We start from the raw sequence: 20,613 nt of genomic DNA on the forward strand, positions 1-20,613 counted from the left end.
CCGCGCGGGCTCCGCCTCGTGGAGTGTTCTTGTTTTGAGATATCCACAATACAGAAATTTGCCGTGATTTTAAAGGGGTTCGCGGGAAAGTTGCGGGGAACGTGCCGTAAAACCCCCGGTTCGGGCCGGATGCGCGGTCAGGTTTCCAGCCCCAGCCGGGTTTCGAGAAATGTAAGCACGGCGTCGGCAGAGGCGGTCGCGGCAAGTGCCTGCGAGGCGCGGGCGGCTTGTTCGGTGGCGGCAGAGGGATCGGAGAGGCGCGCAAGCCCGGCGGCGAGGGAGGCGGCATCGGTCACCGGGATGGCCGCATCTGGGCCGAGAGCGGCGAAGGCGTCGGTGAAGTTGGCGGTGTCGGGGCCGTGCAGGATGGCCGAGCCGTGGGCGGCGGGTTCGAACGGTGTGTGGCCGCCGCGATCGGTCAGGGTGCCTCCGATGAAGGTCGCGTGGGAAGCGCGGTAGAAGAGGTCCATCTCTCCCATCGTGTCGGCCAGCAAAAGGCGGGTGCCGGGTGGCGTGGCGCCGGTGCTGCGGCGGTGCGCGGCAAGTCCGCGCGCGGCGATCAGGGCCGCGACCTCGTCGGCGCGGGCGGGATGGCGGGGGGCGAGGATCAGGACGGTGTCGGGATCCTCGGAGAGCCGCGCGAGATGCGCGTCGAGCACCGTGTCCTCTTCGCCTGCATGGGTGGAGGCGGCGAGCCACGTCCGCGCGTAAGGCAGGGCGGCGAGGTCGGGCGGCAGGTCGCGGTCGGGCGGCAGGTAGAGCGACTTCAGCTGCACGGGCGCGGCGATGTCGGCGGCGGGCACACCAAGGTCGGCGAAGCGGGTGGCAGAGGCCGCGTCCTGCGGGATCACGCCCCTGAGGCGGGGGAAGACGGCAGGGGCGAGCCCCGGTATCCGCGACCAGCCGCGCGCCGTGCGCGCCGTCAGGCGGGCACCGAGGGCGATGGTGGGATGGCGGCGGATGCGGTTGGGCCAGAGTTCGGATTCAAGCGTCAGGTGGGCCCGCGCATCCAGCGCGGCCCAGCGGGTGTCGAGCGGCGCGAGGCGCGCGGTTGTGCGCGGCAGCGCCCACCCGTCGACCATGTCGCGCGCAGTCAGCGTGTTGCAGGTGATGCAGAGCGGCAGGTCGGGATGGCGGGTGGTGAGGGCCGCAAGGATCGGGCGGGCCGAGGCAAGCTCACCGTTCGAGGCGCCGTGCACCCAGAGCCCGCCGGGCACGCCGTTCCCGGCGAACCCGAGGCGTTCGGCCCAATCGCGCCATGTCTCCTGCCCGCGCAGGGCCCGGATGGCGAAGAGGATCGCGAAGCCGGGCCATGCGAGTGTCAGAAGCGCGCGGTAGGCAAGCACCTATTCCGCGGCCCAGCCGGCGACTGCCTTGACCTCGCAGAACTCTTCAAGGCCCCAGACGCCGCCTTCGCGGCCATTGCCCGACGCCTTGTAGCCGCCGAAGGGCGAGCCCTGCGCGAACGTCCCGCCATTCGCGGCCACCATGCCCGAGCGCAGGCGGCGCGCGACGCGGCGGATGCGGTCGGTGTCCTGCGACTGGATGTAGTTGGTCAGGCCGTAGGGCGTGTCGTTGGCGATGGCGATGGCCTGTTCTTCGTCCTTGAACGGCATCATGGCGAGGACCGGGCCGAAAATCTCTTCGCGCGCGATGGTCATGTCGTTGGTGACGTCGGCAAAGATGGTGGGGCGCACGAAATAGCCGCGGTTGGTGCCCTCGGGGCGGCCGGGGCCGCCCGCGACCAGCCGCGCGCCTTCGTCGATGCCGGCCTGGATCAGGCCCTGGATCTTGTTCCACTGGGTTTCGCTGACGACCGGGCCGATATGCTTCCCGCCCTCGGCGGCGGGGCCGGTGGCGATCTTGTTGGCCATGGCGACGGCTTCGTCCACCGCCTGCGCGTAGCGGTCTTCCTGCACCAGCATCCGCGTTGGCGCGTTGCAGGACTGGCCGGTGTTGTTCATGCAGCGGATCACGCCGCGCTTGATGGCGTCACCATCGGCGTCGTCGAAGACGATGTTCGCGCCCTTGCCGCCCAGTTCGAGGCTGACGCGTTTCAGCGTATCGGCGGCGGATTTCGAGATCAGCTTGCCCGCGCGGGTCGAGCCGGTGAACGAGATCATGTCGACGTCGGGGTGTGCCGACAGTTGCGAGCCGACCCCCGGCCCGTCGCCGTTGACGAGGTTGAAGACGCCCGCGGGCGCGCCCGCCTCGTGCACGATCTCGGCAAAGAGGTGGCCCGACAGTGGCGCGATTTCCGACGGTTTCAGGATCGTCGTGCAGCCGACCGCGATCGCCGGGATCGCCTTGAGCGCGATCTGGTTCATCGGCCAGTTCCAGGGCGTGATCATGCCGACGACGCCGATCGGTTCATAGAGCGTCTTTTCGGTGGCGGTGAAATCGCGTTCGAACTGGAAGGTGTCGAGCGCCTTGAGGAAGCCGTCGATATGCCAGGACCCGGCACCGACCTGCTGGGTGCGGGCCATGTCGATGGGCGCGCCCATCTCGAGGCTGATCGCCTCGGCCATGTCTTCGGCGCGGGCCTTGTAGACTTCGAGGATACTGGCGATCAGGTCGCGGCGCGTGGCGAGCGGCGTCAGCATCCACGGCTCGAACGCGGCGCGGGCGGCGGCGACGGCGGCGTCGGTATCGGCCTGGTCACCCAGCGAGATGACGGCGCAGGGCTCTTCGGTGGACGGGTTGATCACTTCGAGATCGTTCGCGGCGGCGGGAGAGACCCATTCGCCGTTGATGTAGAAGGTCCGGATGTCGCGCATTGGGGGCAGGCTCCTCTTTTAACCACGCCAGCCTTGCCCTACCTGTGAGGGCAGGGCAAGCGGCAACGCTTGCCGAATGCATCAGGAGATTGAGCATGGCATTACGTATCAACGACGTTGTCCCGAACCTGAAGGTCGAGACGGACCAGGGCCCCATCCAGTTCCACGAGTGGATCGGCGACAGCTGGGCGATCCTGTTCTCGCACCCGAAGGATTTCACGCCGGTCTGCACCACGGAATTCGGCGCGGTGGCGCAACTGGCCGAGGAATGGGCCAAGCGCGGCACCAAGGTAATCGGCGTGAGCGTCGACGGGGTCGAGGATCACAAGAAGTGGAAGGGCGATATCGAGGGGTATTCCGGCGCGACCGCGGGGTTCCCGATCATCGCGGATGACGGGCTGGAAGTGTCGAAGGCCTTCGACATGCTGCCGGCCGAGGCCTACATGCCGGACGGGCGCACGCCCAATGACAGCGCGACGGTGCGGTCGGTGTTCATCATCGGGCCGGACAAGCAGTTGAAGCTGTCGATGACCTACCCGATGACGATCGGCCGGAACTTCGGCGAGATCCTGCGCGCGCTCGACGCGCTGCAGACGGCGGCCAAGCACGGCGTGGCGACCCCCGCCAACTGGGAACTGGGCCAGGACGTGGTGATCCCGCCGTCGGTGTCGAACGAGGACGCGAAGGCCAAGTTCGGCAAGTACGACGCCAAGCTGCCTTACCTGCGGATGACGAAGCTGCCCGAGTGATGCGAAGGGGGTCGGGTGAGATCACCCGACCTACGCCTGCAAGCGACGGGCCGGGATGGGTGAAATCACCCATCCTACCCGGTGGACGGCGCCCGGTTGCGGTCGCCTGTCCTTAGCCCAGGCCTGCGGGTTTGGGGTAGAGCACGACGCGGGTGCCCATGGGCACGCGATTGTACAGGTGCTCGATATGCGCGTTCACGAGGCCGACGCAGCCGTTCGACACGGCCCGGCCCATCGTCCAGGGTTGGGGTGTGCCGTGGATGCGCAGGAACGTGTCGCCCCGGCCCGGCTGGAACAGGTAGAGCGCCCGCGCGCCAAGCGGGTTTTCCGGGCCGCCGGGCATCCCGTCCTCGTATTGCTTGTACTTCTCGGGCTCACGCTCGATCATTTCGGGGGTCGGCGTCCAGCTGGGCCATTCCTTCTTGGCGCCGATGGTGAATTCGCCCGCCTCGTAGAGGTCGCCGCGACCGACGCGCACGACGTAGCGGATGGCGGTCTGGCCCGGCAGCGTCCAGTAGAGCGCGAACTGGCCGGGATCGACATGCAGCTCGTAGGGCGCGAACGAGGCGCGGATGGGCACGATGCGGGGCATGTGGGCTTCGGGCACGACGTAATTCGCGCGGGCCGGCATGGGCAGGGCCGCGGAGGCAGCGGCGGTGGTCAGAAAGGTGCGACGGGTCAGCATGGCAGTGCGCCCTCCTCTTTCGCGGAAATGTCCTGTCAGTGTCGGTTGTGCCAACGCGCGAAGGGAGTGACAAGTTCGTGAGCGGGGGAAAATGTGGCGCGACTGCGCCAAATTTGCCGCCCGCGCCCGTGTCAGGACCCGCGCAGGCTGTCGACGACGGGGCGGCGCAGGGTGGCGAGCGCGGGCAGGAGGGCGAGGACCGAGGCCAGCGCCACGAACCCGGCGGCGAGGTGCAGTTCGGTCCAGCCGAGTCGCGCGGGGATCGCGAGGTCAGTCCGCGCGGCGATGAGTCGCGACAGGAGCAGGGCCGCGCCCTGCCCGAAGCCGAGGCCGAGGACCGCGCCCGACAGCAGTAGCGCCATGGCATAGCTCCACACCGTTGCCAGCACGAAGCGGTCGGGCGCGCCGAGCGCCCGCAGCACCGCCGTCTGGCGGGCAAAGAGCCGGGTAAGGATGAAGAGCGACAGCAGCACGCTGGCCGCGACCAGCGCCTGCGTGACCAGCGCGAGGAGCGACATGGCCCGCCGGACATCCCCCATCAGGCGGTAAAGCTCTGACAGGACGGCGCCGGGAAAGAAGGCCATCGTCTCCTTCTCGCGCGTGAAGGCCTGGCGGACCTGGTAGGCGGCCCCGAGGCTGACGGGCACGACCACGATGGCCGGGGTGCCGGGAAAGAAACGCGCGTCGAAGGGCGGGCCGAGCTGGCCCTCGTTCTCGGGCGCGTGGCCGTCGGCAAGGCCATGGGTGCGCCACACCGCCTCGACCGGGACGAGGATCGCGTGATCCCAGGGGGAGCCTGTCGGGGCCATGCGGCCCACGATGGTGTAGGTGTCGTCGTGTGCGTCGTCGTCGGCCCCGTCGCCGGTGCCGTGGGCGGGGGAGAAGGTGGCACCGATGGAGAGCGGCACGCGCGCGCCCGCGATCGCGTCGAACGCGCCGGACCAGTGCGCGCCCTCGATCCGGCCCTCGGCCAGGTGGTCGACGAACGCGGCGGTGGTGCCGACGATGGGCGCGCCGTCGAAAGTGTCGCCATAGGCCAGCGGCGCGGCGAGGCGGACGCGGGGGTGTTCGGCGACCTCGGCATAGGTGGCGCCGTCGAGGAGCGGCGCGTCGGTGATCTGGAGGTAGACGGTGGCGAGCATCATCGTCGTTTCGGATCCCGGCGCAGTGATCACGATGTCGAACTTGTCTGCGGCGCTGGCGGAGCCGTCGCGCAGGCCGCGTTCCTGCGTGATGACGCCGACGCCCATCCCTATGGAGACCGCGATCAGCGCGAGGCAGAGCGCGTTGGCCCAGCGGAACCGCCACAACAGCGCGCGGATCAGGGGCCATGGCGCGAAACCGCGCAGCAGGACCAGCGCGATCAGCACAGGCAGCGCCAGCAGCGCCGCAAGCGTCAGCGCGTCCTGCGCGGTGGCGGGCAGGCCGTGCCAGAGATCACCCATCGGCCATCACTCCGTCCGTCATGGTCAGGACCCGGTCCATCCGGTCGAGCAGGGCAGTGTCGTGGCTGACGCAGACGAGGGTGCGCCCGCCCGCCCGCGCGGCGGTCACGAGGTCGTCGATCAGGCGGTCGGCGGCGGCGCGGTCGAGGCTGGCGGTGGGCTCATCCGCGAGGATCACGGGCGGATCGGCGGCCAGTGCGCGGGCGACGGCGACACGCTGGCGCTCGCCCCCGAAAAGGAGGCGACGGGGCGGGACAGGTCCGCAAGGCCAAATGCGGCGAGGTGGTGTTCGGCGGCCTGCCGCACAGCCGCGCGGTCGCGGCGGGGGCGGAACATGGCGCTGGCAGCGGCATTGTCGGCGGCTCCCAGTTCGTCGAAGAGCAGGAAGTCCTGGAAGACCATGCCGAAGCTCTGCGCGGCAAAGCGGCGGCGCGCGGGGCCGGACAGCGCGACCAGGTCGGTCCCGGCCCAGCGGACGTGGCCCGTGGCCTACGGCAGGAGGCCCGCGAGCGCGAAGAGGAGCGTGGATTTGCCCGCGCCCGACGGACCGGCAAGCCCCACCGTGGTCCCCGACGGCACGACGAGGCGCGGCACCTGCGCCAGCAAACGCCCGCGCGGCGTAGCGATGGACAGGTCCGCAACGTCGAGGTCCATGCCGGTCAGTCGCGCCACTTGATCGAGCAGCCCATCGACGGTGTCTGGTCGCGCGGGCCTTCGCCGGTGGCCGCGATCTGGCGCATCGCGGTAAGCAATTCGGGATCGCGGTCCGGCCCGGAGGAGGGGCCGAGGCTGTCGAGCCGCCCGCGATATTGCAGGCCCCCGGCGGCGTTGTAGCCGAAGAAGTCGGGCGTGCAGACGGCGCCGTAGGCGCGGCCCACGGATTGATCCTCGTCCACGAGGTAGGGGAAGGGAAAGCCGTGGCGCCGGGCGAAGGCCTGCATCTGTGGCGGGGCGTCGGCGGGGTAGGCGCGGTAGTCGTTCGACATGATCGCGACCACGCCGATCCCTTCGTCGAGCAGGGTCGCGGCGTCCTGTGCCAGCCGGTCGGCGATGGCCTTCACGTAGGGGCAGTGGTTGCAGATGAACGCGACCAGCAGGCCCTTGTCGCCAAGGTGCTGCGACAGCGTGTGAACCGTCCCGTCCGGTGTGGCGAGGCGGAAGTCGGGCGCGGGCTGGCCGAAATCGCAGATTGGCGTGTCGAGAAGCATGGGCGCGGGCTCCGGGCGGCGGATGATCCTGCCACTGTGGTCAGTGCGCGGCGCGGGCGCAAGCGCGCGGCGGGGCCGGAGGATCACGTTTGGGCCGGGACGTGCCGGTCAGCCGATGCTGTCAGGGATAGAGAAAGGCGTCGCGGTCGAACCCGTTGCGCATCCGTGGCGCACGCGGTTCGGGCGCGGGTTGGGCCAGTTTGGGCAACAGGCCGTGGCGCACGAAGGGCGCAAGGCAGGCCGCCGCCAGCCCGCCAGCGACGCAGAGCGCGTAGATCGCCCCGGTGATCGACAGGGCCGCGCCAAGGTCGAGCGTGCGCATGAACGAGAAGACGCCAAGCGCGAGGCCGCTGATCCAGCAGGCTGCCGACAGCCCCGCCACGCCGCCCAGCGTCAGCCGCGCGCGGGACGGCAATTCGCCGAAGGTCCGGCCGACGCCGCGCACGAACATCGGCATCGCCACCGACCCGATCGTCAGCGCGTTCAGCGTGAGCAGGATCACCACGCCCAGCTTGACGAAGAGCTTGGGCGCGAAGGCCGACAGGTCGAACCCGGTGCGCGCATAAAGAAGCCCGAGGCCGCTGGCCCACAGCACGCCCAGCCCGATCAGGATCGCGGTGTGCAGGTTGTGCAGGCGTTCGAGGTCGGCGGCGGTGATGGGTCTGAGGATCGTGCGGAAGGCAGTCGCATCGGCGAACATGGCAAGGCCGAACCCAAGCGCCAGCCCGATCAGGTGAACCGATCGCAAGGCGTCGACAAGGAGGTCGGCCATCATTCCAAATGCATCCCCGGCAGCTTCCCCGATCCGCCAAGGGCCGACCGGTCTTAACGACGGGCTAACCTGCAAACGTGGCAGCAATGCGGTCGTGCTGCGGGGTGATTGTTTCCGTTCGGGAAAAAGACCGGTTTGGGGCGGGCGAGGCGAGGGCAAGGTGCCTGGTCACCTTGCGAGGCGTTCGATGAAGGCTTGCGTGGCGCGTCCTTCATCCCGCACCCAGTCGAGGAATTTCTGAAGCTGCGGGCGGATCGTTTGCGGGTGCCGCGTCCAGAGGCGGTAGGGCAAGGTCGCGGGCAGGCCCATGTCGCCCGGAAACGGCAGGACCAGGTTCTCCTGCCGCAGATCATCCTCGATCAGCGACACGCCGCAGAGCATGAAACCGACCGCGTTGCGCGTTGCGTCGAGTGCCAGTCGCGTGTTGCGGTACTTCTGACCGCGGGTCAGCCCGGTTTTGCGCTGGCCGTATGCCACCGACCACGCGGCCCAGTCCGGCTGCTTGGCGCGGGGTTTGACGTGAAGCAGGGACACGCCCTCCATTGCCGCCGTCTTGTCGTGCCGCCCGACGCGCCACAGGTTGGAGGGTGCGGTCACGGGCACGAAGTAGTCGTCGATCAGCACCTCGCCCTTGGCCTCGGCCCCGCGTTCGATGCGGATGTCGGGCGATCCGACCTTGGAGGGCACATCGCCGATGCCGTTGATGCAGAACTGGATGTTCGGATAGGCCGCGCGGAACGCCGGCAGACGCGGGGCGAGCCAGTGTTCGGCCAAGTCCAGATCGGCCACGATGTGAATGGCGGACGCTTTCTGGAAACTCATCGCCTCGGTCACCCGGTCGAGCGCCTGGAAGGCGGTTTGCAGGTCGGACAGAACCGCTTCGAGCTCGAGCGTGGGCCGTGTGCCCTTCCTGCCCCGCACGATCAGTTCGGTGTCCAGGAATTCCTCGAGCGTGCGGATGCGTTGGCCCAGTGCGGCGGGGGTGATCGACAGGGCGTCGGCAGCCGCGTTGAAAGACCCCGTGCGCACGGCAAGTTCCAGCGCCTGAAGCGAGCGAAGATGGGAGGCGACCATGACGAGCCCTTTTTGCGAAAAACTAAAGGTTTTCTTTAGTCATGCAAAGAATATTTAGTTAGGAGATTCGGCGCGGTGTCGGCAGGATGGTTTCACGGACCAAGCAGGAGCCGATCAAGCAGGAGCCGATCATGCTGAAACGATTTGTCATCGAACGCGGAATTCCCGGTATCGGGGATTTTTCGGATACCGAGCTGTGCTCGGCCGCGCGTGCCTCGAACACGGCGCTTGCGGAAATGAATGGCGTGCAGTGGGAACATTCCTACGTCGCGGGCAACAAGACCTTCTGCGTCTACCTTGCCGAAAGCGAGTTGGACATTCGCGCGCATGCGGAGAAGTCGGGGTTCCCGGTGGATTCGATCACGGAAGTCCAGCACGTCATCGACCCGCTGACCGGCAACGACTGATCCGGGCCGGGGCCGCATAGCCGCCCGTCATTGCAGGGCGGCGCACACGCATATCATTCAATACATTGGAGAAAGACCATGAAAATAGCCTTGGCTATGACCGCTATCGCCGTGGCTGCCGCCACGCCGGTTTTTGCAGACAGCCGTACCGACACGCTGTGCGGAGACGGGCATGTCACCGAGGCTGTCGGAGCCGACGACGTGGTGGCGAACCCGGACGGATATTACATCCGCAGCCTGAAGACCCAAATCAGCCACGGCGATCCGAGGATCATCCTGTCCAACGATCCCGGCTTTCACCTGTGCACCACCAGCGCGGCCACGCCCGACATGGACGCGTCGCGGGTCCACGCGCTGACGAACACGCTCCGGGTCAGGTTCCTGTTCGTGCCGATCGAGTGTCCGAAGCGGCGGCCGGTTTCCTGAGGGGGTGGTTGCGGGTTGGGTGAGGGTTTTGTGGCTGGTGTGAGCGCTTTGCGGACATTTCTGCCGTTGAATCGGCGGGGTGCATAGCAGCGCATTGCCGACGCGCGCGGGGGCGATCCGACGCTGAGACTGCGCGCTTTATCCTTGCCAAATCCGAATTTGATTAGAGCTTTGCGCAAACCGCAGCCATATCGCCGCCGCGTGGGGGCGCGTCGGCGATGCGCGGCGGCCTTCGGCCTTGATTCCGCGCAGGAGCGATGAGTTCGGCGGGCACTCAGGACTCAAACCCGCCCCCCTCCAACAAAAAACGCCGCCTCGAAGGGCGGCGTCTGATGTTGAAAAGTGGGGCGGTGGTTAGTCCGCCGGTTCCTCTTTCTTGATTTCTTCGCCGGTTTCCTGGTCGACGACTTTCATCGACAGGCGGACCTTGCCGCGGTCGTCGAAGCCCAGCAGCTTGACCTTCACGTCCTGACCTTCCTTGAGGACGTCGGACGGGTGGTTCAGGCGGCGGTTTTCGATTTGGCTGACGTGCACGAGGCCGTCACGTTTGCCGAAGAAGTTCACGAAGGCGCCGAAGTCGACGATCTTGACGACCTTACCGTCATAGATCTTGCCTTCCTCGGGTTCGGCGACGATCGAGTGGATCATCTCGTACGCCTTCTTGATGGCTTCGCCGTCGGGCGAGGCGATCTTGATGACGCCGTCGTCGTTGATGTCGACCTTGGCGCCCGACACTTCGACGATTTCGCGGATGACCTTGCCGCCCGACCCGATCACTTCGCGGATCTTGTCGGTGGGGATGTTCATCGTCTCGATACGCGGGGCGTGGATCGAGAACTCGTTGGTTTCCGACAGCGCCTTGTTCATCTCGCCGAGGATATGCATCCGGCCGTCTTTCGCCTGCGCGAGGGCCTTCTCCATGATCTCGGGCGTGATGCCTGCGACCTTGATGTCCATCTGCAGCGAGGTGATGCCGTTCTCGGTCCCCGCGACCTTGAAGTCCATGTCTCCAAGGTGGTCTTCGTCACCGAGGATATCCGACAGGATCGCGTAGGAGCCGTCATCTTCGAGGATCAGGCCCATGGCCACACCGGCGACTGCGTTCTTCAGCGGCACGCCCGCATCCATCATCGACAGAGAGCCACCGCAGACCGATGCCATCGAGGACGAGCCGTTGGATTCGGTGATCTCGGACACGAGGCGGATGGTGTAGGGGAAGTCGGTCGCGGCGGGCAGGACGGCTTGCAGCGCGCGCCATGCCAGTTTGCCGTGGCCGATTTCGCGGCGACCCGGAGGGCCCACGCGGCCTGCTTCACCGACCGAGTAGGGCGGGAAGTTGTAGTGCAGCAGGAAGTTCGATTTGAAGTTGCCGTGCAGCGCGTCGATGAACTGTTCATCGTCGCCGGTGCCCAGCGTCGTCACGACGAGGCCCTGCGTCTCACCACGGGTGAAGAGCGCCGAACCGTGGGTCCGGGGCAAAAGGCCCGTTTCGCAGACGATCTCGCGGATCTCGTCGGTCTTGCGGCCGTCGATCCGGGTGCCGGTCTTGACCACGTCACCGCGCAGGATGCCCGCTTCGAGTTTCTTCAGCGCCGAACCGAGGTTCGGGTCCGCCTGCTCGTCTTCCGACAGTGCTTCGATGATCGAGGCGCGGGCGGCGGCGACGGCGGCGGTGCGTTCCTGCTTGTCGCGGATCGCGAAGGCGGTGCGCATGTCCTTGTCGCCTGCCTTCTTCACCGCCTCGTAGAGGTCGGCGTAATCGGGTGCGGCGAATTCGAACGGTTCCTTGGCGCTTTCCTCGGCCAGGTCGATGATCAGGTCGATCACCGGCTGGATCTGTTCGTGCGCGAAGGTCACGGCGCCGAGCATTTCCGCCTCGGTCAGCTCGTAAGCTTCGGATTCGACCATCATCACCGCGTCCTTGGTGCCCGCGACCACGAGGTCGAGGCGCTGGTCGGGGTTCAGGCGCAGGTCCTGCATGTCGTCGACGGTGGGGTTGAGGACGTATTCACCATCCTCGAACCCGACGCGGCAACCGGCGATCGGGCCCATGAAGGGCGCGCCCGAGATGGTCAGCGCGGCGGAGGCCGCGATCATCGCGACGATGTCGGGGTCGTTGACCAGATCGTGCGACAGAACGGTGCACATCACCAGCACTTCGTTCTTGAACCCGTCGACGAAGAGCGGGCGGATCGGCCGGTCGATCAGGCGCGCGGTCAGCGTCTCTTTCTCGGTCGGGCGCGCCTCGCGCTTGAAGAAGCCGCCGGGGATCTTGCCCGCGGCATAGTATTTTTCCTGGTAGTGCACGGTGAGCGGGAAGAAGCTTTGTCCTTCCTTCGGTGCCTTGGCGAAGGTGACGTTGGCCATCACGCGGGTTTCGCCCAGCGTCGCGATCACCGAGCCGTCCGCCTGGCGTGCGACCTTGCCTGTTTCCAGTGTGAGCTCTTCATCGCCCCACTGCATGGATTTTTTGACTACGTTGAACATCATGTCATCCTGTTTGGAAGCACTCCCGAGCGGTCTCGGGTCTTCCATTGAAATGGCGGCCCCATTGCCGCCGGTCCCTGTCCTTTGCCTAACGCCGGGACCGGTGCGTTACGTCTCAGATGCGGGGCGCTTACAGGAGTTTGACGGAATTGGAAAGCCTTGGCAGGCGGGATGGGCCAAGGTGGCGGAATACGGGGCGCGCGCGGGAGATGCGGATGCTGGAGAAGATGCCGGAGCGGTTCGAGGGGCCATCGGCCTGGGTCGGGGCCGACATGGCGGAGCGGCGCGAGGCGTGGTTGCATGACCTGACGGCAGGTGAGGTGGCCGAACTTGAGGCTGCCGCGCGCGCCTTTGCCGGGACGGGTCGCGATATCGGGGAGATCAAGGCGGAGGCCTTTCCGCTGCCGCGCTTTGCCGGGCATCTAAAGGAGGTGTCGGACAAGCTGCTGAACGGGTGCGGGTTCGAGGTGATGCGCGGGCTGCCGGTCGAATGGTACGACCAGCGGATGGCGGCGACGATCTATTGCGGGATCGGGGCGCATCTGGGCCGCGCACGGTCGCAGAACGCGGCGGGGCATATCCTGGGCCATGTGCGCGATCTGGGGGCGGACCCGGACGATCCCAACAGCCGCATCTACCAGACCTCGGCCCGGCAGACCTTTCACACCGACAGCGCGGACGTGGTCGGCCTGTTGTGCCTGCAGGAGGCGAAGGAGGGCGGTGACAGCCTGCTGGTGAGTGTCGAGACGATCTACAACCGGATGCGGGAGGCACGGCCCGATCTGCTGGCGCTGCTGTTCGATCCCATCGCGACGGATCGGCGCGGGGAGGTGCCGGAGGGGATGGAGCCTTGGATGTCGATCCCGCCCTTGTCGTGGTTCGGGGGCAAGCTGACGGTGTTCTACCAGCGGCAATACATCGACAGCGCGCAGCGGTTCGAGGGTGCGTTCCGGCTGACGCCCGCGCATGTCGAGGCGCTGGACCTGTTCGACACGCTGGCCAACGATCCCGCTTTGCATCTTCGGATGCGGCTGGCGCCCGGTGACATGCAGTTCGTGCACAATCACGGGCAGTTGCATGACCGGACGGGGTTTCTTGACTGGCCGGAACGGGCGCGGCGGCGGCATCTGCTTCGGTTATGGCTGACGGTCGACGGCGACCGCGCGCTGCCGCCGGTCTTTGCCGAACGTTACGGGTCGATCACGGTGGGGGACCGGGGCGGGATCATCACGCCCGCCACCCGGCTGCACGCGCCGATCGATCCGCAGGGCTGAGCCGTGTGGCGCGGAATCAAGGCCGCAGGCCGCCGCGCATCGACGGGCCGCCCCCACGGCACGTCGATCTGGCTGGTCTTGGTGCACCGCTGAGGCAGCGCGCGGGTTTGCGGGCATAAAGCGCGATAGCGAGGCCGTCGGATCGACGCACCGCGGCCCGTCGATGCGCAGCTCAGGCTTTGCGGGCGCGGGGCATCTTGTCGATGCCATAGGCCTTGCGCGCGGTCACGAGGCGCAAATCCTCGGGGTCCATGCCCATCGAGAGGATGGTTTCGGCGTTGTACCGGTCCTTGGCGGTGTCGCGGTCATAGGTCGTGCCGAACAGCCGGTCGATCCAGCCCATGCCAAAGCTGACGTGGAAGGTCGCCGAATGGTCGTTGAAATGATGGCGCAGGTGGCTTTGCGTCACCCGGCGGCCAAACCAGCCCTTGGGCACGTTCAGATGCGCCAGCGTGTGGCAGTATTCGTAGAACGCGAAGGCCCCGACTGATCCGACGAACACCGCGACCGACGGGATCACCAGCGCCAGTTGCCAGCCGACAAAGGGCCACAGCACCAGCGCCTGCAGGGCGATGGATTTCAGGCCGAACCGCACCGGGTACCAGTGATCGTCGCCGGTGAAGAATTCGGGATCGGCGGGAAACTCGTGATGGCCGATATGGGAGCGGTAAAGCGCGTTGAACGGGCTTTGCTCGGTCGGGGGTTTGCGGTGCAGAAGGAAGCGGTGCATGCCGTATTCGACGAAGAACTGCATGACCACGCCGAAGGCCACGACCAGCGGCATCCACCACGCCCAGAACCAGATGGCGAGGGCGAGGCCGAGGACGAAGAAGGGCACCAGCCGTTGCAGGCTGCCCATGTGCATCAGTACGCGCAGGGTCGGGATCATGGTCATTCCTCCTGATCGGGCAAGAATGACGCGGGGAAGGGTCCGGGTCAAACCTGACGCGGCGTGAGGTCCACGTAATGCAAAAAGCCGCGCTGGTGGGCGCGGCTTTCGATCCTGTAACGCTTTTGAGCGCTTAGCGGCGCAGGCCCAGACGCTGGATGAGGTCCTGGTAGCGCGCTTCTTCCTTGCCCTTGAGGTAGTCGAGCAGCTTGCGGCGCTGCGCGACGAGCTTCAGGAGGCCACGGCGGGAGTGGTTGTCCTTCTTGTGGGTCTTGAAGTGCTCGGTCAGGGTCGAGATGCGCGAGGTCAGGATGGCCACCTGGACTTCCGGCGAACCGGTGTCGCCGTCCTTGGTGGCATATTCCTTCATCACGCGGGCTTTTTCTTCGGCAGTGATCGACATCGGGGTCTCCTTGCAGGTTGAAGGTGATGGCGCAGGCCGGGATGTCGTCCAGCACAGGCCCGTGGAGAATGAACACGCCGCCCGGTTCGGGGCGGCGCATTGGGGGCCTCTAAGGCATCCCGCCGGGGCTTGTAAAGCGAAAAGGCGGGGATGTCAGGCGGCAGAGGGCAGGGCGGAGGCACCGACCAGCGCGATGTCGCCGGCGGTGAGATCGGGTGCACCGTGCACGACCGCCACGGTCTGCCCGTCGATCTGCACCTCGACCGTGCCGGAGCCGTCGGCGCCGGGGATCACCGACACGTCGGGATCGGTGCCATCGCCGCTGTCGTCGTAGCCGAGGACAAGCGTGTCGACGCCCGGTTCGAAATCCATGACCTCGATCGCGCCGGTGCCCGCGGCCCAGTGGCCGAGGATCATCGTGTCGGCCCCGTCGCCGCCCGACACGATGTCGAACGCGCCGGCGGCGATCACGTCGTCGCCGCGCCCGCCGTTGAGGTAGTCGAGCCCGGCATCGTCGGACCCGATGACAAGGTCGTCGCCGTGGCCGCCGAAAAGCGCATCGAGCCCCGCGCCGCCGCGCAGGGTGTCGGCATCTTCGCCCCCGTGCAGCGCGTCGTCGCCCGCGCCGCCCGACAGCGCGTCCAGCCCGCCACCGCCCATCAGCGAATCCGCGCCATCGCCACCGTCGAGCACGTCGTCGCCGATGGCCCCCAGCACCGTGTCGTCGCCGTCGCCGCCGAAGACCGTGTCGTCCCCGGCATCGCCTGTCATGCTGTCATTGCCTGCCTCGCCGTCGAGCGCGTCGTTGCCCTCGCCCCCGAACATGTAATCGCCGCCATCGCCGCCCAGCAGCAGGTCGTCCCCGCCATAGCCGTTCATCTGGTCGAGCCCGCCATGCCCCAGCATCGTGTCGCCGACGTCAGAGCCCGACAGGATGTCGCCGTCGTCTGAGCCTTCCGTCCATGACATGGATTGCGGTGCCGCTGCCGGCGCGGCATCGGCGGGCAGGGGTGATGCGGGGGGTGGCACAAGGTCGTCCACGCCGGCATCGTCGGGGTCGGGTGCGGCCGGGGTGACCGCGGACTCGTCTGGGTCCTCGGGCGGATCGACGAAGGTCAGGATGTCGTCGGGGACGCCGCTGTCCTCGAACCCGGTCGTTCCGATTTGCTGGATATCATCGGCATCGGTCCCGTCCTTCATGTCGGGTTCGTCGCTGCCGTCTTCTTCGCCCACGAGCACCAGGCTGCCGAGTGTCATTGCACCCAGGATTGCTGCCAGAAAAAACATGGCTTGCCTCAAACATACGCCCCCACCTGCATGATGCGGGCGAGGGCGCTTTCCGGCAAGGCTCATCACGGCCGATGGTTAACCATCCTTAACGACGAAAGGCGCGCGAGGGGGGTGTCAGGGTGAGGTCTGGATCTCGTCGATCAGGCGGGTCGCCCAGTCGCCGATGATCGGGATGACCTCGACCTGCGAGAGTACCAGCACGAGGGCCGACACCAGCAGGCCGCCGCCCAGCACGGTGCCGAGACCGAAGGCGAGGCCGCGCGCGAACTGGTAGGCCAGCATCTTCGCGGGCTTGTCATGCAGGCGGATGTACCGGTGTTGCAGCAGGCTTTCCGCGGCATTCGCCAGCCGCCGGACATCGGCCGGATCGTATTCGGGAGGGGGTGTCTGTTCAGTCATCTGGCGTGAACGCCCAAGGTTGCGGTCGGGTTGCATAGGCGATGTAGAGCGGGTGTTTCGGATGCCCGTCCTTGCTGAGCCCGAGATGCGAGACCGGCGTGGCGCAGTCGCGCAGCAGCGCCTGCACCGCCGGGCCACGGCCGAGGTGCGCGCCGTGGGTGCCCCACGCGGCCACGACCTCGTCCGCCCAGTCGCAGGCCTCGCGGATGGCGGCATCGTTGCCGGGACCAACGGGATCGGCGGCGGCGCGCATGGCGCGGGGGTCGGTGTCGCGCCACGCGAAGATGTTCACCACGCGGAAGGCACCGAACCCCAGCGCCCGCGCCCGCCGCTCGCAGCGTTCCACGGTCGGATCGTTCTGCACTTCGGTCGCGGTGGAGGGGTTGAGCATGACGAAGGCCACCCGCCGCCCGTCCGGGTCCCACACGCGGGTCAGCGCATAGCGGTAGCGTTCGCAGGGCGAGTAGACGGCGATGGAGGCGGCATCGCCCTTCTGGTGGGTACGGGTCACGGGCATGGGCGCAGTCTTGGCCCGACAGGGGTGGGGAAGGCAAGTCGTCCGGGCGTTTCCTGCCCGGTGACAATCGCGCGGTCGGGTCCGAGTGTTTCGGGACCATGGACAATCGCCCGGAGAATCACGCCAAATCACCGGAATTGTTTGATTTTTGCAATCCGATCCGGCGTCATGGAAGCAACTGGAGGGTGTGATCATGGCGGCATTGATCCTTGGGGGATTGCTTAACCTGGCATTCTGGGGCTGGGTTTTCGGCGCGTTCGATGAAGACGACAGCGGTGGCGGCGGCGGTGGCAGTGGCGGCGGCGATGGTGGCGACGGCGGTGACGGTGGCGATGACACGATGGTCGGCGGTGGCGGCGACGACACCATGGTCATGAACCTCGACCTGCTGGGCGACTTTGAAGAGGACGACCGGCTGGTCGGCGGCGAAGGCGACGACACGCTGCAGGGCAATTTCGAGGACGCGGACGTGCTGATCGGGCGCGGTGGCGACGACGTGCTGAACGTCGCGCCCGAGAACCAGGCGATCGGTGGAGAGGGCGCGGACACGTTCACCGTCTTCTCCGGTTACGGGTCGTCGGTGGCCGATGCGCGGATCTCCGATTTCGACCCGGACGAGGATACGCTGCGGATCGTGTCGCTGACATCGGATGACGATCCGCCGGTCAGGACACCGGTGCTGCAATGGGACGTGCGGGGCGAAGGCGTGGTCCTGCAGGAAGTGTTCGAGCCCGGCAGTTCCCTTGGTGGTGGCGCTACGGTGGCCGACCTCGTGACGCTTGTGGGCCTTGACGCGCCCCCGCCGATCGACGCGCTGGAAGTGGAGTTGCAGAACCGGTTCGGCGACGTGGATTCGGTTCTCACGGGGGATGACATCTCGTTTGTCGGTTCGCTTGTGGGTACGGCTGGCGACGATGTCCTTGAACTGAGCGGGCGCGGCCTCGTCACCACGGTGGATGCGGGCGCGGGCGATGACCGCGTGTCACTGGCGGTGCACCGGGCCGACGTGACGCTGGGACCGGGCGACGACATGCTGACCGCCAACGGCACCAATGCCGATTTCACCATCGACCAGCGCGCGGGATACGTCGTGGATGCGGGCGATGGCGCCGACTCGGTGCAGGTCTTCGGCCTTGACCTTGTCGTCGATGGCGGCGCGGGCAATGACGAGATCGACGCGGGCGCAGATGACGCGGTCACCCTGATGGGCGGCGCGGGCGATGACCTGATCATGGCCGAGGCGTTGGGGACCAACTTCAACCTCGGGTCCACGGTCGATGGCGGCACGGGCGACGACACGATCTCCTTCGCGCTGGAAGACGCGTTCGTATCGGGCGGGGACGGGGATGACCTGATCCTCGTCGATGACCTGTCGTCGGGCGTGACCATGTCGTTGGGCGATGGGGCCGACACGCTGCGGATCGAGCGTGCCCAGTCGCTGGAGGTCGAGGATTTCGACCCGGCGGAGGACATGCTGATCCTTGAGGTGCCCGCGGGCGCGACCAATGCCGTGACGTTCGAAGTGGCGTCGCTGCAGGATGGCACGGCGGGGACGCGCATCCTTGTCGATGGTCAGGAATACATCATCGCGGCCGGCACGATCACCGACACGACCGGGATCACGCTGGTTGAAACGGCCTGAGGTCCGCGCCTAGTGCGCGGCGAAGACGCGGGCGGGGTGTAGCTCCCCCGCTTTGTAGGTGCCGACGGCCACGGCCTGTCCCTGGTGCGCGGCCCAGGCGGTTTCGCCGTACTCCACGCCGTCCGCGATCACCATCGCCGGGTTGCCGTTGCGCAGCCGCGTGACCGAGGCGTCGGGGCAGATCACGCGGGGCAGGTCGGTCAGCCCGTCTTCGAGCGGGCGCAGATGCGTGTCGAGCGCGGGATCGCGCGCCAGCGCCTCCAACTGGACGAAAGTCAGGCCATCGGCGGCGTCGAACGGGCCCGACCAGACGCGGCGCAAGTCGCGGACATGGCCGTAACAGCCTAGCGCCTCTCCCAGATCGCGGGCGATGGAGCGGACGTATCCGCCCTTGCCGCAGGTCATTTCCAGCGTGACGTGATCGGGGTCGGGGCGGTCGGTCATCACCAGTTCCTCGACCCAGAGCGGGCGGGCGGCGATCTGCACATCCTCGCCGTCGCGGGCGAGCTTGTAGGCGCGCTGGCCGTCGATCTTGACGGCGGAGAACTTGGGCGGGACCTGCTGGATCTCGCCCACGAAGGCGCCAAGCGCATCCTTGATCTGGTCGTCGGTGGGGCGGTTGGGGCTTTCGGCGATCACCTCGCCCTCGGCATCGTCGGTGTTCGTGGCCTGCCCCAGCCGCACCGTGAAGGTGTAGCATTTCAGCGCGTCGGTGATGTAGGGCACGGTTTTCGTGGCCTCGCCCAGTGCTACGGCCAGAACGCCTGTTGCCGCCGGGTCGAGCGTGCCCGCATGGCCCGCCTTCTGCGCGTTCATCGCCCAGCGGACCTTGTTGACGATGGCGGTGGAGGTGAGGCCCGCGGGCTTGTCGATCACCAACCAGCCCGAGATGGCGCGGCCCTTGCGCGTTCTGCCCATGTTGCCCCCTTGTTCAGCGAGTGGCGGAGGTATCGCCTGTCCCTGCCTGCGTCAATCACCCGCGCGCGGTGCCACGACGCCGACGATCGGCCCCATGCGCCGCCCACTGTCGTCGCGGTCGAGCATCGGCGCGTAGAGGCGCGAGATGGAGCCGTCGAGAAACAGTGCATTCGGCACGCCCAGCGTATCGCGGAAGAGCCGCGCGAAGTCGTAAAACGTGACCCCGTGGTTCGAGATGGCGAACCACGCCGTGCGGCCATCGGCGGAGGTGCCGACGCCGTTGCGGATGTTGCGGGACGTGCTGTCGGGCAGGAAGCGCGGGTGCAACTTGCCGTCGATCACCAGCATCGGGCCGGACTGGGTGGCATGGGTGCAGCGGGGCCGTTCGGTCAGGTAGCGCGAGGTATCGAACACGTCCGCCCGGCCCGGTCGCAGGCACAGCACGCCGTTCGGGACCAATCCGAAATTGCCGGGGCCGGGTCCGGCGATCACGCGCATCCGCTCGACCCCGTCCTCGATGTAATGGCCCACCGGCGCGCGGTCCTCGTGGTACATGCCGGCATTCATGGCGAAGGCGAGTTGCTCTCCCTGCCGCGCCAGCGCGCGGTCGAGGGTCGAGAAGTGGCCGTAAGGCGTGCCGTCCGCGTCGGAGAGGAAGAGGCGCAAGTCGTCCGCATCGAGGTCGACACGGCAGATCGTGTAGCGGTTGCCGTCGACGCGGGTGTCCTCGCAGGTCACGGCCCATGCGGGCGCGGCGGCGGCCAGAAGCACCAGCAGCGCCGCGCAGAGGCGGGCGTGCAGCGCGGCCATGGCCCTAATCCTCGGCGTCGGGATCGGTGGTGCCCACGTCGCGGCGCACGACCTCCTGCGCGAACAGCGCACGGGCGGCATCCATCTGGTCGAACGTCTCGTCGAGGCGGAAGCGCAGATCGGGGGCAAACTTGAGCCCGGTTTTCTTGCCGACGATCCGGCGCAGCTCGGCCTTGTTGCGGGCAAGGTAGCCGATTGCCTCTTCCCCGTGATCGCCGCCCAGCGGCATGACGTAGGCGGTCGCGATCTTCAGGTCGGGGGAGCAGCGCACCTCGGCCACGGTGATCGACAGGCGGTTCAGGTCGGGGTCATGGATGTCGCCGCGGGCCAGCACTTCGCTCAGCGTGCGGCGGATCACTTCGCCGACGCGCAGTTGCCGCTGGCTGGGTCCGGGGCCATCATGGAACTTGTTCTTTGCCATGCGATCGCACATAGGCGGTC

Annotated in this window: 24 protein-coding genes; 5 read left to right on the forward strand and 19 right to left on the reverse strand. The window is 67.3% G+C overall.

The genetic code is table 11. The features are described 5' to 3' along the window. Positions 1–137: 137 nt before the first annotated feature. A complete protein-coding gene (locus tag ATO11_RS05495; protein ID WP_050529829.1) occupies positions 138–1,346 on the reverse strand; it encodes a 3-deoxy-D-manno-octulosonic acid transferase in 1,209 nt (402 codons plus the stop codon). After that, positions 1,347–2,777 (reverse strand): aldehyde dehydrogenase family protein, encoded by a 1,431-nt coding sequence (locus ATO11_RS05500; RefSeq protein ID WP_050529830.1) that lies wholly within the window; start codon positions 2,775–2,777, stop codon positions 1,347–1,349. Between the two features lie 95 nt (positions 2,778–2,872). On the opposite strand from ATO11_RS05500, the gene ATO11_RS05505 reads away from it, so the two are divergent. Further along, positions 2,873–3,526 carry a peroxiredoxin gene (locus ATO11_RS05505; protein WP_050529831.1) on the forward strand — a complete coding sequence of 218 codons (654 nt, stop codon included), beginning with the start codon at positions 2,873–2,875 and terminating at the stop codon, positions 3,524–3,526. 112 nt (positions 3,527–3,638) lie between these two features. On the opposite strand, the gene ATO11_RS05510 is transcribed toward ATO11_RS05505, so the two are convergent. From ATO11_RS05510 to ATO11_RS05535, 8 genes are all read right to left on the reverse strand, one after another. Further along, on the reverse strand, positions 3,639–4,211 hold the full coding sequence (locus tag ATO11_RS05510) for a L,D-transpeptidase (RefSeq protein WP_050529832.1): 573 nt from the start codon (positions 4,209–4,211) through the stop codon (positions 3,639–3,641). A 131-nt stretch (positions 4,212–4,342) separates the two neighbouring features. After that, positions 4,343–5,656 (reverse strand): FtsX-like permease family protein, encoded by a 1,314-nt coding sequence (locus ATO11_RS05515; RefSeq protein ID WP_050529833.1) that lies wholly within the window; start codon positions 5,654–5,656, stop codon positions 4,343–4,345. Continuing rightward, the gene (locus ATO11_RS22480) at positions 5,649–5,930 is read right to left on the reverse strand and encodes an ATP-binding cassette domain-containing protein (protein ID WP_423212702.1); all 282 of its coding nucleotides are present in this window, start codon (positions 5,928–5,930) and stop codon (positions 5,649–5,651) included. The genes ATO11_RS05515 and ATO11_RS22480 overlap by 8 nt, the downstream gene beginning before the upstream one ends. Beyond that, a complete protein-coding gene (locus tag ATO11_RS22485; protein ID WP_278044284.1) occupies positions 5,831–6,058 on the reverse strand; it encodes a hypothetical protein in 228 nt (75 codons plus the stop codon). Before ATO11_RS22485 ends, ATO11_RS22480 begins: the two co-directional genes overlap by 100 nt. A gap of 87 nt (positions 6,059–6,145) precedes the next feature. After that, a complete protein-coding gene (locus ATO11_RS22375) occupies positions 6,146–6,310 on the reverse strand; it encodes an ATP-binding cassette domain-containing protein (RefSeq protein WP_242601359.1) in 165 nt (54 codons plus the stop codon). A gap of 5 nt (positions 6,311–6,315) precedes the next feature. Next, entirely contained in the window at positions 6,316–6,864 is a 549-nt protein-coding gene (locus ATO11_RS05525) for a thioredoxin family protein (RefSeq protein WP_050530044.1), read from the reverse strand. Between the two features lie 121 nt (positions 6,865–6,985). Beyond that, positions 6,986–7,639: a hypothetical protein gene (locus tag ATO11_RS05530; protein ID WP_050529834.1), complete on the reverse strand. Its 654-nt coding sequence runs from the start codon at positions 7,637–7,639 to the stop codon at positions 6,986–6,988. Between the two features lie 165 nt (positions 7,640–7,804). Next, the gene (locus tag ATO11_RS05535) at positions 7,805–8,710 is read right to left on the reverse strand and encodes a LysR family transcriptional regulator (RefSeq protein ID WP_050529835.1); all 906 of its coding nucleotides are present in this window, start codon (positions 8,708–8,710) and stop codon (positions 7,805–7,807) included. A gap of 86 nt (positions 8,711–8,796) precedes the next feature. Here ATO11_RS05535 and ATO11_RS05540 point away from each other — a divergent pair, with 86 nt between their 5' ends. Beyond that, positions 8,797–9,117, forward strand: coding sequence for a DUF4242 domain-containing protein (locus ATO11_RS05540; RefSeq protein ID WP_242601360.1), 321 nt, complete (start codon positions 8,797–8,799; stop codon positions 9,115–9,117). A gap of 96 nt (positions 9,118–9,213) precedes the next feature. Next, positions 9,214–9,543: a hypothetical protein gene (locus tag ATO11_RS05545; RefSeq protein WP_050529836.1), complete on the forward strand. Its 330-nt coding sequence runs from the start codon at positions 9,214–9,216 to the stop codon at positions 9,541–9,543. A 354-nt stretch (positions 9,544–9,897) separates the two neighbouring features. On the opposite strand, the gene pnp is transcribed toward ATO11_RS05545, so the two are convergent. After that, positions 9,898–12,030: a polyribonucleotide nucleotidyltransferase gene (gene pnp, locus ATO11_RS05550; RefSeq protein WP_050530046.1), complete on the reverse strand. Its 2,133-nt coding sequence runs from the start codon at positions 12,028–12,030 to the stop codon at positions 9,898–9,900. 215 nt (positions 12,031–12,245) lie between these two features. Between pnp and ATO11_RS05555 the strand changes: the two genes are divergently transcribed. Next, the gene (locus ATO11_RS05555; protein ID WP_207382941.1) at positions 12,246–13,304 is read left to right on the forward strand and encodes a TauD/TfdA family dioxygenase; all 1,059 of its coding nucleotides are present in this window, start codon (positions 12,246–12,248) and stop codon (positions 13,302–13,304) included. A gap of 172 nt (positions 13,305–13,476) precedes the next feature. On the opposite strand, the gene ATO11_RS05560 is transcribed toward ATO11_RS05555, so the two are convergent. The 5 genes from ATO11_RS05560 to ATO11_RS05580 all read right to left on the reverse strand — a co-directional run bounded on the left by ATO11_RS05560 (position 13,477) and on the right by ATO11_RS05580 (position 16,802). Then, a complete protein-coding gene (locus ATO11_RS05560; protein WP_050530047.1) occupies positions 13,477–14,193 on the reverse strand; it encodes a sterol desaturase family protein in 717 nt (238 codons plus the stop codon). A gap of 133 nt (positions 14,194–14,326) precedes the next feature. Then, positions 14,327–14,596 carry a 30S ribosomal protein S15 gene (gene rpsO / locus ATO11_RS05565; protein ID WP_050529838.1) on the reverse strand — a complete coding sequence of 90 codons (270 nt, stop codon included), beginning with the start codon at positions 14,594–14,596 and terminating at the stop codon, positions 14,327–14,329. Positions 14,597–14,749: 153 nt separating this feature from the next. Further along, complete coding sequence (locus ATO11_RS05570) at positions 14,750–15,853, reverse strand: calcium-binding protein (RefSeq protein WP_050529839.1); 1,104 nt, start codon at positions 15,851–15,853, stop codon at positions 14,750–14,752. A 147-nt stretch (positions 15,854–16,000) separates the two neighbouring features. After that, positions 16,001–16,285: a DUF5665 domain-containing protein gene (locus ATO11_RS05575; protein ID WP_242601361.1), complete on the reverse strand. Its 285-nt coding sequence runs from the start codon at positions 16,283–16,285 to the stop codon at positions 16,001–16,003. Further along, complete coding sequence (locus ATO11_RS05580; protein ID WP_050529840.1) at positions 16,278–16,802, reverse strand: DUF1643 domain-containing protein; 525 nt, start codon at positions 16,800–16,802, stop codon at positions 16,278–16,280. Before ATO11_RS05580 ends, ATO11_RS05575 begins: the two co-directional genes overlap by 8 nt. Before the next feature lie 193 nt (positions 16,803–16,995). Between ATO11_RS05580 and ATO11_RS05585 the strand changes: the two genes are divergently transcribed. After that, positions 16,996–18,444: a calcium-binding protein gene (locus tag ATO11_RS05585; RefSeq protein ID WP_134643071.1), complete on the forward strand. Its 1,449-nt coding sequence runs from the start codon at positions 16,996–16,998 to the stop codon at positions 18,442–18,444. 9 nt (positions 18,445–18,453) lie between these two features. Here the strand turns inward: ATO11_RS05585 and truB are convergent, their stop codons facing one another. From truB to rbfA, 3 genes are read right to left on the reverse strand one after another with little or no spacing between them, the layout of a single operon-like run. Continuing rightward, the gene (truB, locus tag ATO11_RS05590; RefSeq protein WP_050529842.1) at positions 18,454–19,362 is read right to left on the reverse strand and encodes a tRNA pseudouridine(55) synthase TruB; all 909 of its coding nucleotides are present in this window, start codon (positions 19,360–19,362) and stop codon (positions 18,454–18,456) included. A gap of 51 nt (positions 19,363–19,413) precedes the next feature. After that, positions 19,414–20,172 carry a phosphodiester glycosidase family protein gene (locus ATO11_RS05595; RefSeq protein WP_050529843.1) on the reverse strand — a complete coding sequence of 253 codons (759 nt, stop codon included), beginning with the start codon at positions 20,170–20,172 and terminating at the stop codon, positions 19,414–19,416. Between the two features lie 4 nt (positions 20,173–20,176). Beyond that, on the reverse strand, positions 20,177–20,593 hold the full coding sequence (gene rbfA / locus ATO11_RS05600; protein WP_050529844.1) for a 30S ribosome-binding factor RbfA: 417 nt from the start codon (positions 20,591–20,593) through the stop codon (positions 20,177–20,179). Between the last annotated feature and the right edge of the window lie 20 nt (positions 20,594–20,613).

The sequence above is a fragment of the Pseudaestuariivita atlantica genome (assembly GCF_001205715.1).
GTDB lineage: Bacteria > Pseudomonadota > Alphaproteobacteria > Rhodobacterales > Rhodobacteraceae > Pseudaestuariivita > Pseudaestuariivita atlantica.

Excerpts from the sequence above, each read along its gene's own strand:
- ATO11_RS05500 (WP_050529830.1), bottom strand. The coding sequence starts at position 2,777 with ATGCGCGACATCCGGACCTTCTACATCAACGGCGAATGGGTCTCTCCC.
- ATO11_RS05505 (WP_050529831.1), top strand. The coding sequence starts at position 2,873 with ATGGCATTACGTATCAACGACGTTGTCCCGAACCTGAAGGTCGAGACG.
- ATO11_RS05510 (WP_050529832.1), bottom strand. The coding sequence starts at position 4,211 with ATGCTGACCCGTCGCACCTTTCTGACCACCGCCGCTGCCTCCGCGGCC.
- ATO11_RS05515 (WP_050529833.1), bottom strand. The coding sequence starts at position 5,656 with ATGGGTGATCTCTGGCACGGCCTGCCCGCCACCGCGCAGGACGCGCTG.
- ATO11_RS22485 (WP_278044284.1), bottom strand. The coding sequence starts at position 6,058 with ATGGTCTTCCAGGACTTCCTGCTCTTCGACGAACTGGGAGCCGCCGAC.
- ATO11_RS22375 (WP_242601359.1), bottom strand. The coding sequence starts at position 6,310 with ATGGACCTCGACGTTGCGGACCTGTCCATCGCTACGCCGCGCGGGCGT.
- ATO11_RS05525 (WP_050530044.1), bottom strand. The coding sequence starts at position 6,864 with ATGCTTCTCGACACGCCAATCTGCGATTTCGGCCAGCCCGCGCCCGAC.
- ATO11_RS05530 (WP_050529834.1), bottom strand. The coding sequence starts at position 7,639 with ATGATGGCCGACCTCCTTGTCGACGCCTTGCGATCGGTTCACCTGATC.
- ATO11_RS05535 (WP_050529835.1), bottom strand. The coding sequence starts at position 8,710 with ATGGTCGCCTCCCATCTTCGCTCGCTTCAGGCGCTGGAACTTGCCGTG.
- ATO11_RS05540 (WP_242601360.1), top strand. The coding sequence starts at position 8,797 with ATGGTTTCACGGACCAAGCAGGAGCCGATCAAGCAGGAGCCGATCATG.
- ATO11_RS05545 (WP_050529836.1), top strand. The coding sequence starts at position 9,214 with ATGACCGCTATCGCCGTGGCTGCCGCCACGCCGGTTTTTGCAGACAGC.
- pnp (WP_050530046.1), bottom strand. The coding sequence starts at position 12,030 with ATGTTCAACGTAGTCAAAAAATCCATGCAGTGGGGCGATGAAGAGCTC.
- ATO11_RS05555 (WP_207382941.1), top strand. The coding sequence starts at position 12,246 with ATGCTGGAGAAGATGCCGGAGCGGTTCGAGGGGCCATCGGCCTGGGTC.
- ATO11_RS05560 (WP_050530047.1), bottom strand. The coding sequence starts at position 14,193 with ATGATCCCGACCCTGCGCGTACTGATGCACATGGGCAGCCTGCAACGG.
- rpsO (WP_050529838.1), bottom strand. The coding sequence starts at position 14,596 with ATGTCGATCACTGCCGAAGAAAAAGCCCGCGTGATGAAGGAATATGCC.
- ATO11_RS05570 (WP_050529839.1), bottom strand. The coding sequence starts at position 15,853 with ATGACACTCGGCAGCCTGGTGCTCGTGGGCGAAGAAGACGGCAGCGAC.
- ATO11_RS05575 (WP_242601361.1), bottom strand. The coding sequence starts at position 16,285 with ATGACTGAACAGACACCCCCTCCCGAATACGATCCGGCCGATGTCCGG.
- ATO11_RS05580 (WP_050529840.1), bottom strand. The coding sequence starts at position 16,802 with ATGCCCGTGACCCGTACCCACCAGAAGGGCGATGCCGCCTCCATCGCC.
- ATO11_RS05585 (WP_134643071.1), top strand. The coding sequence starts at position 16,996 with ATGGCGGCATTGATCCTTGGGGGATTGCTTAACCTGGCATTCTGGGGC.
- truB (WP_050529842.1), bottom strand. The coding sequence starts at position 19,362 with ATGGGCAGAACGCGCAAGGGCCGCGCCATCTCGGGCTGGTTGGTGATC.
- ATO11_RS05595 (WP_050529843.1), bottom strand. The coding sequence starts at position 20,172 with ATGGCCGCGCTGCACGCCCGCCTCTGCGCGGCGCTGCTGGTGCTTCTG.
- rbfA (WP_050529844.1), bottom strand. The coding sequence starts at position 20,593 with ATGGCAAAGAACAAGTTCCATGATGGCCCCGGACCCAGCCAGCGGCAA.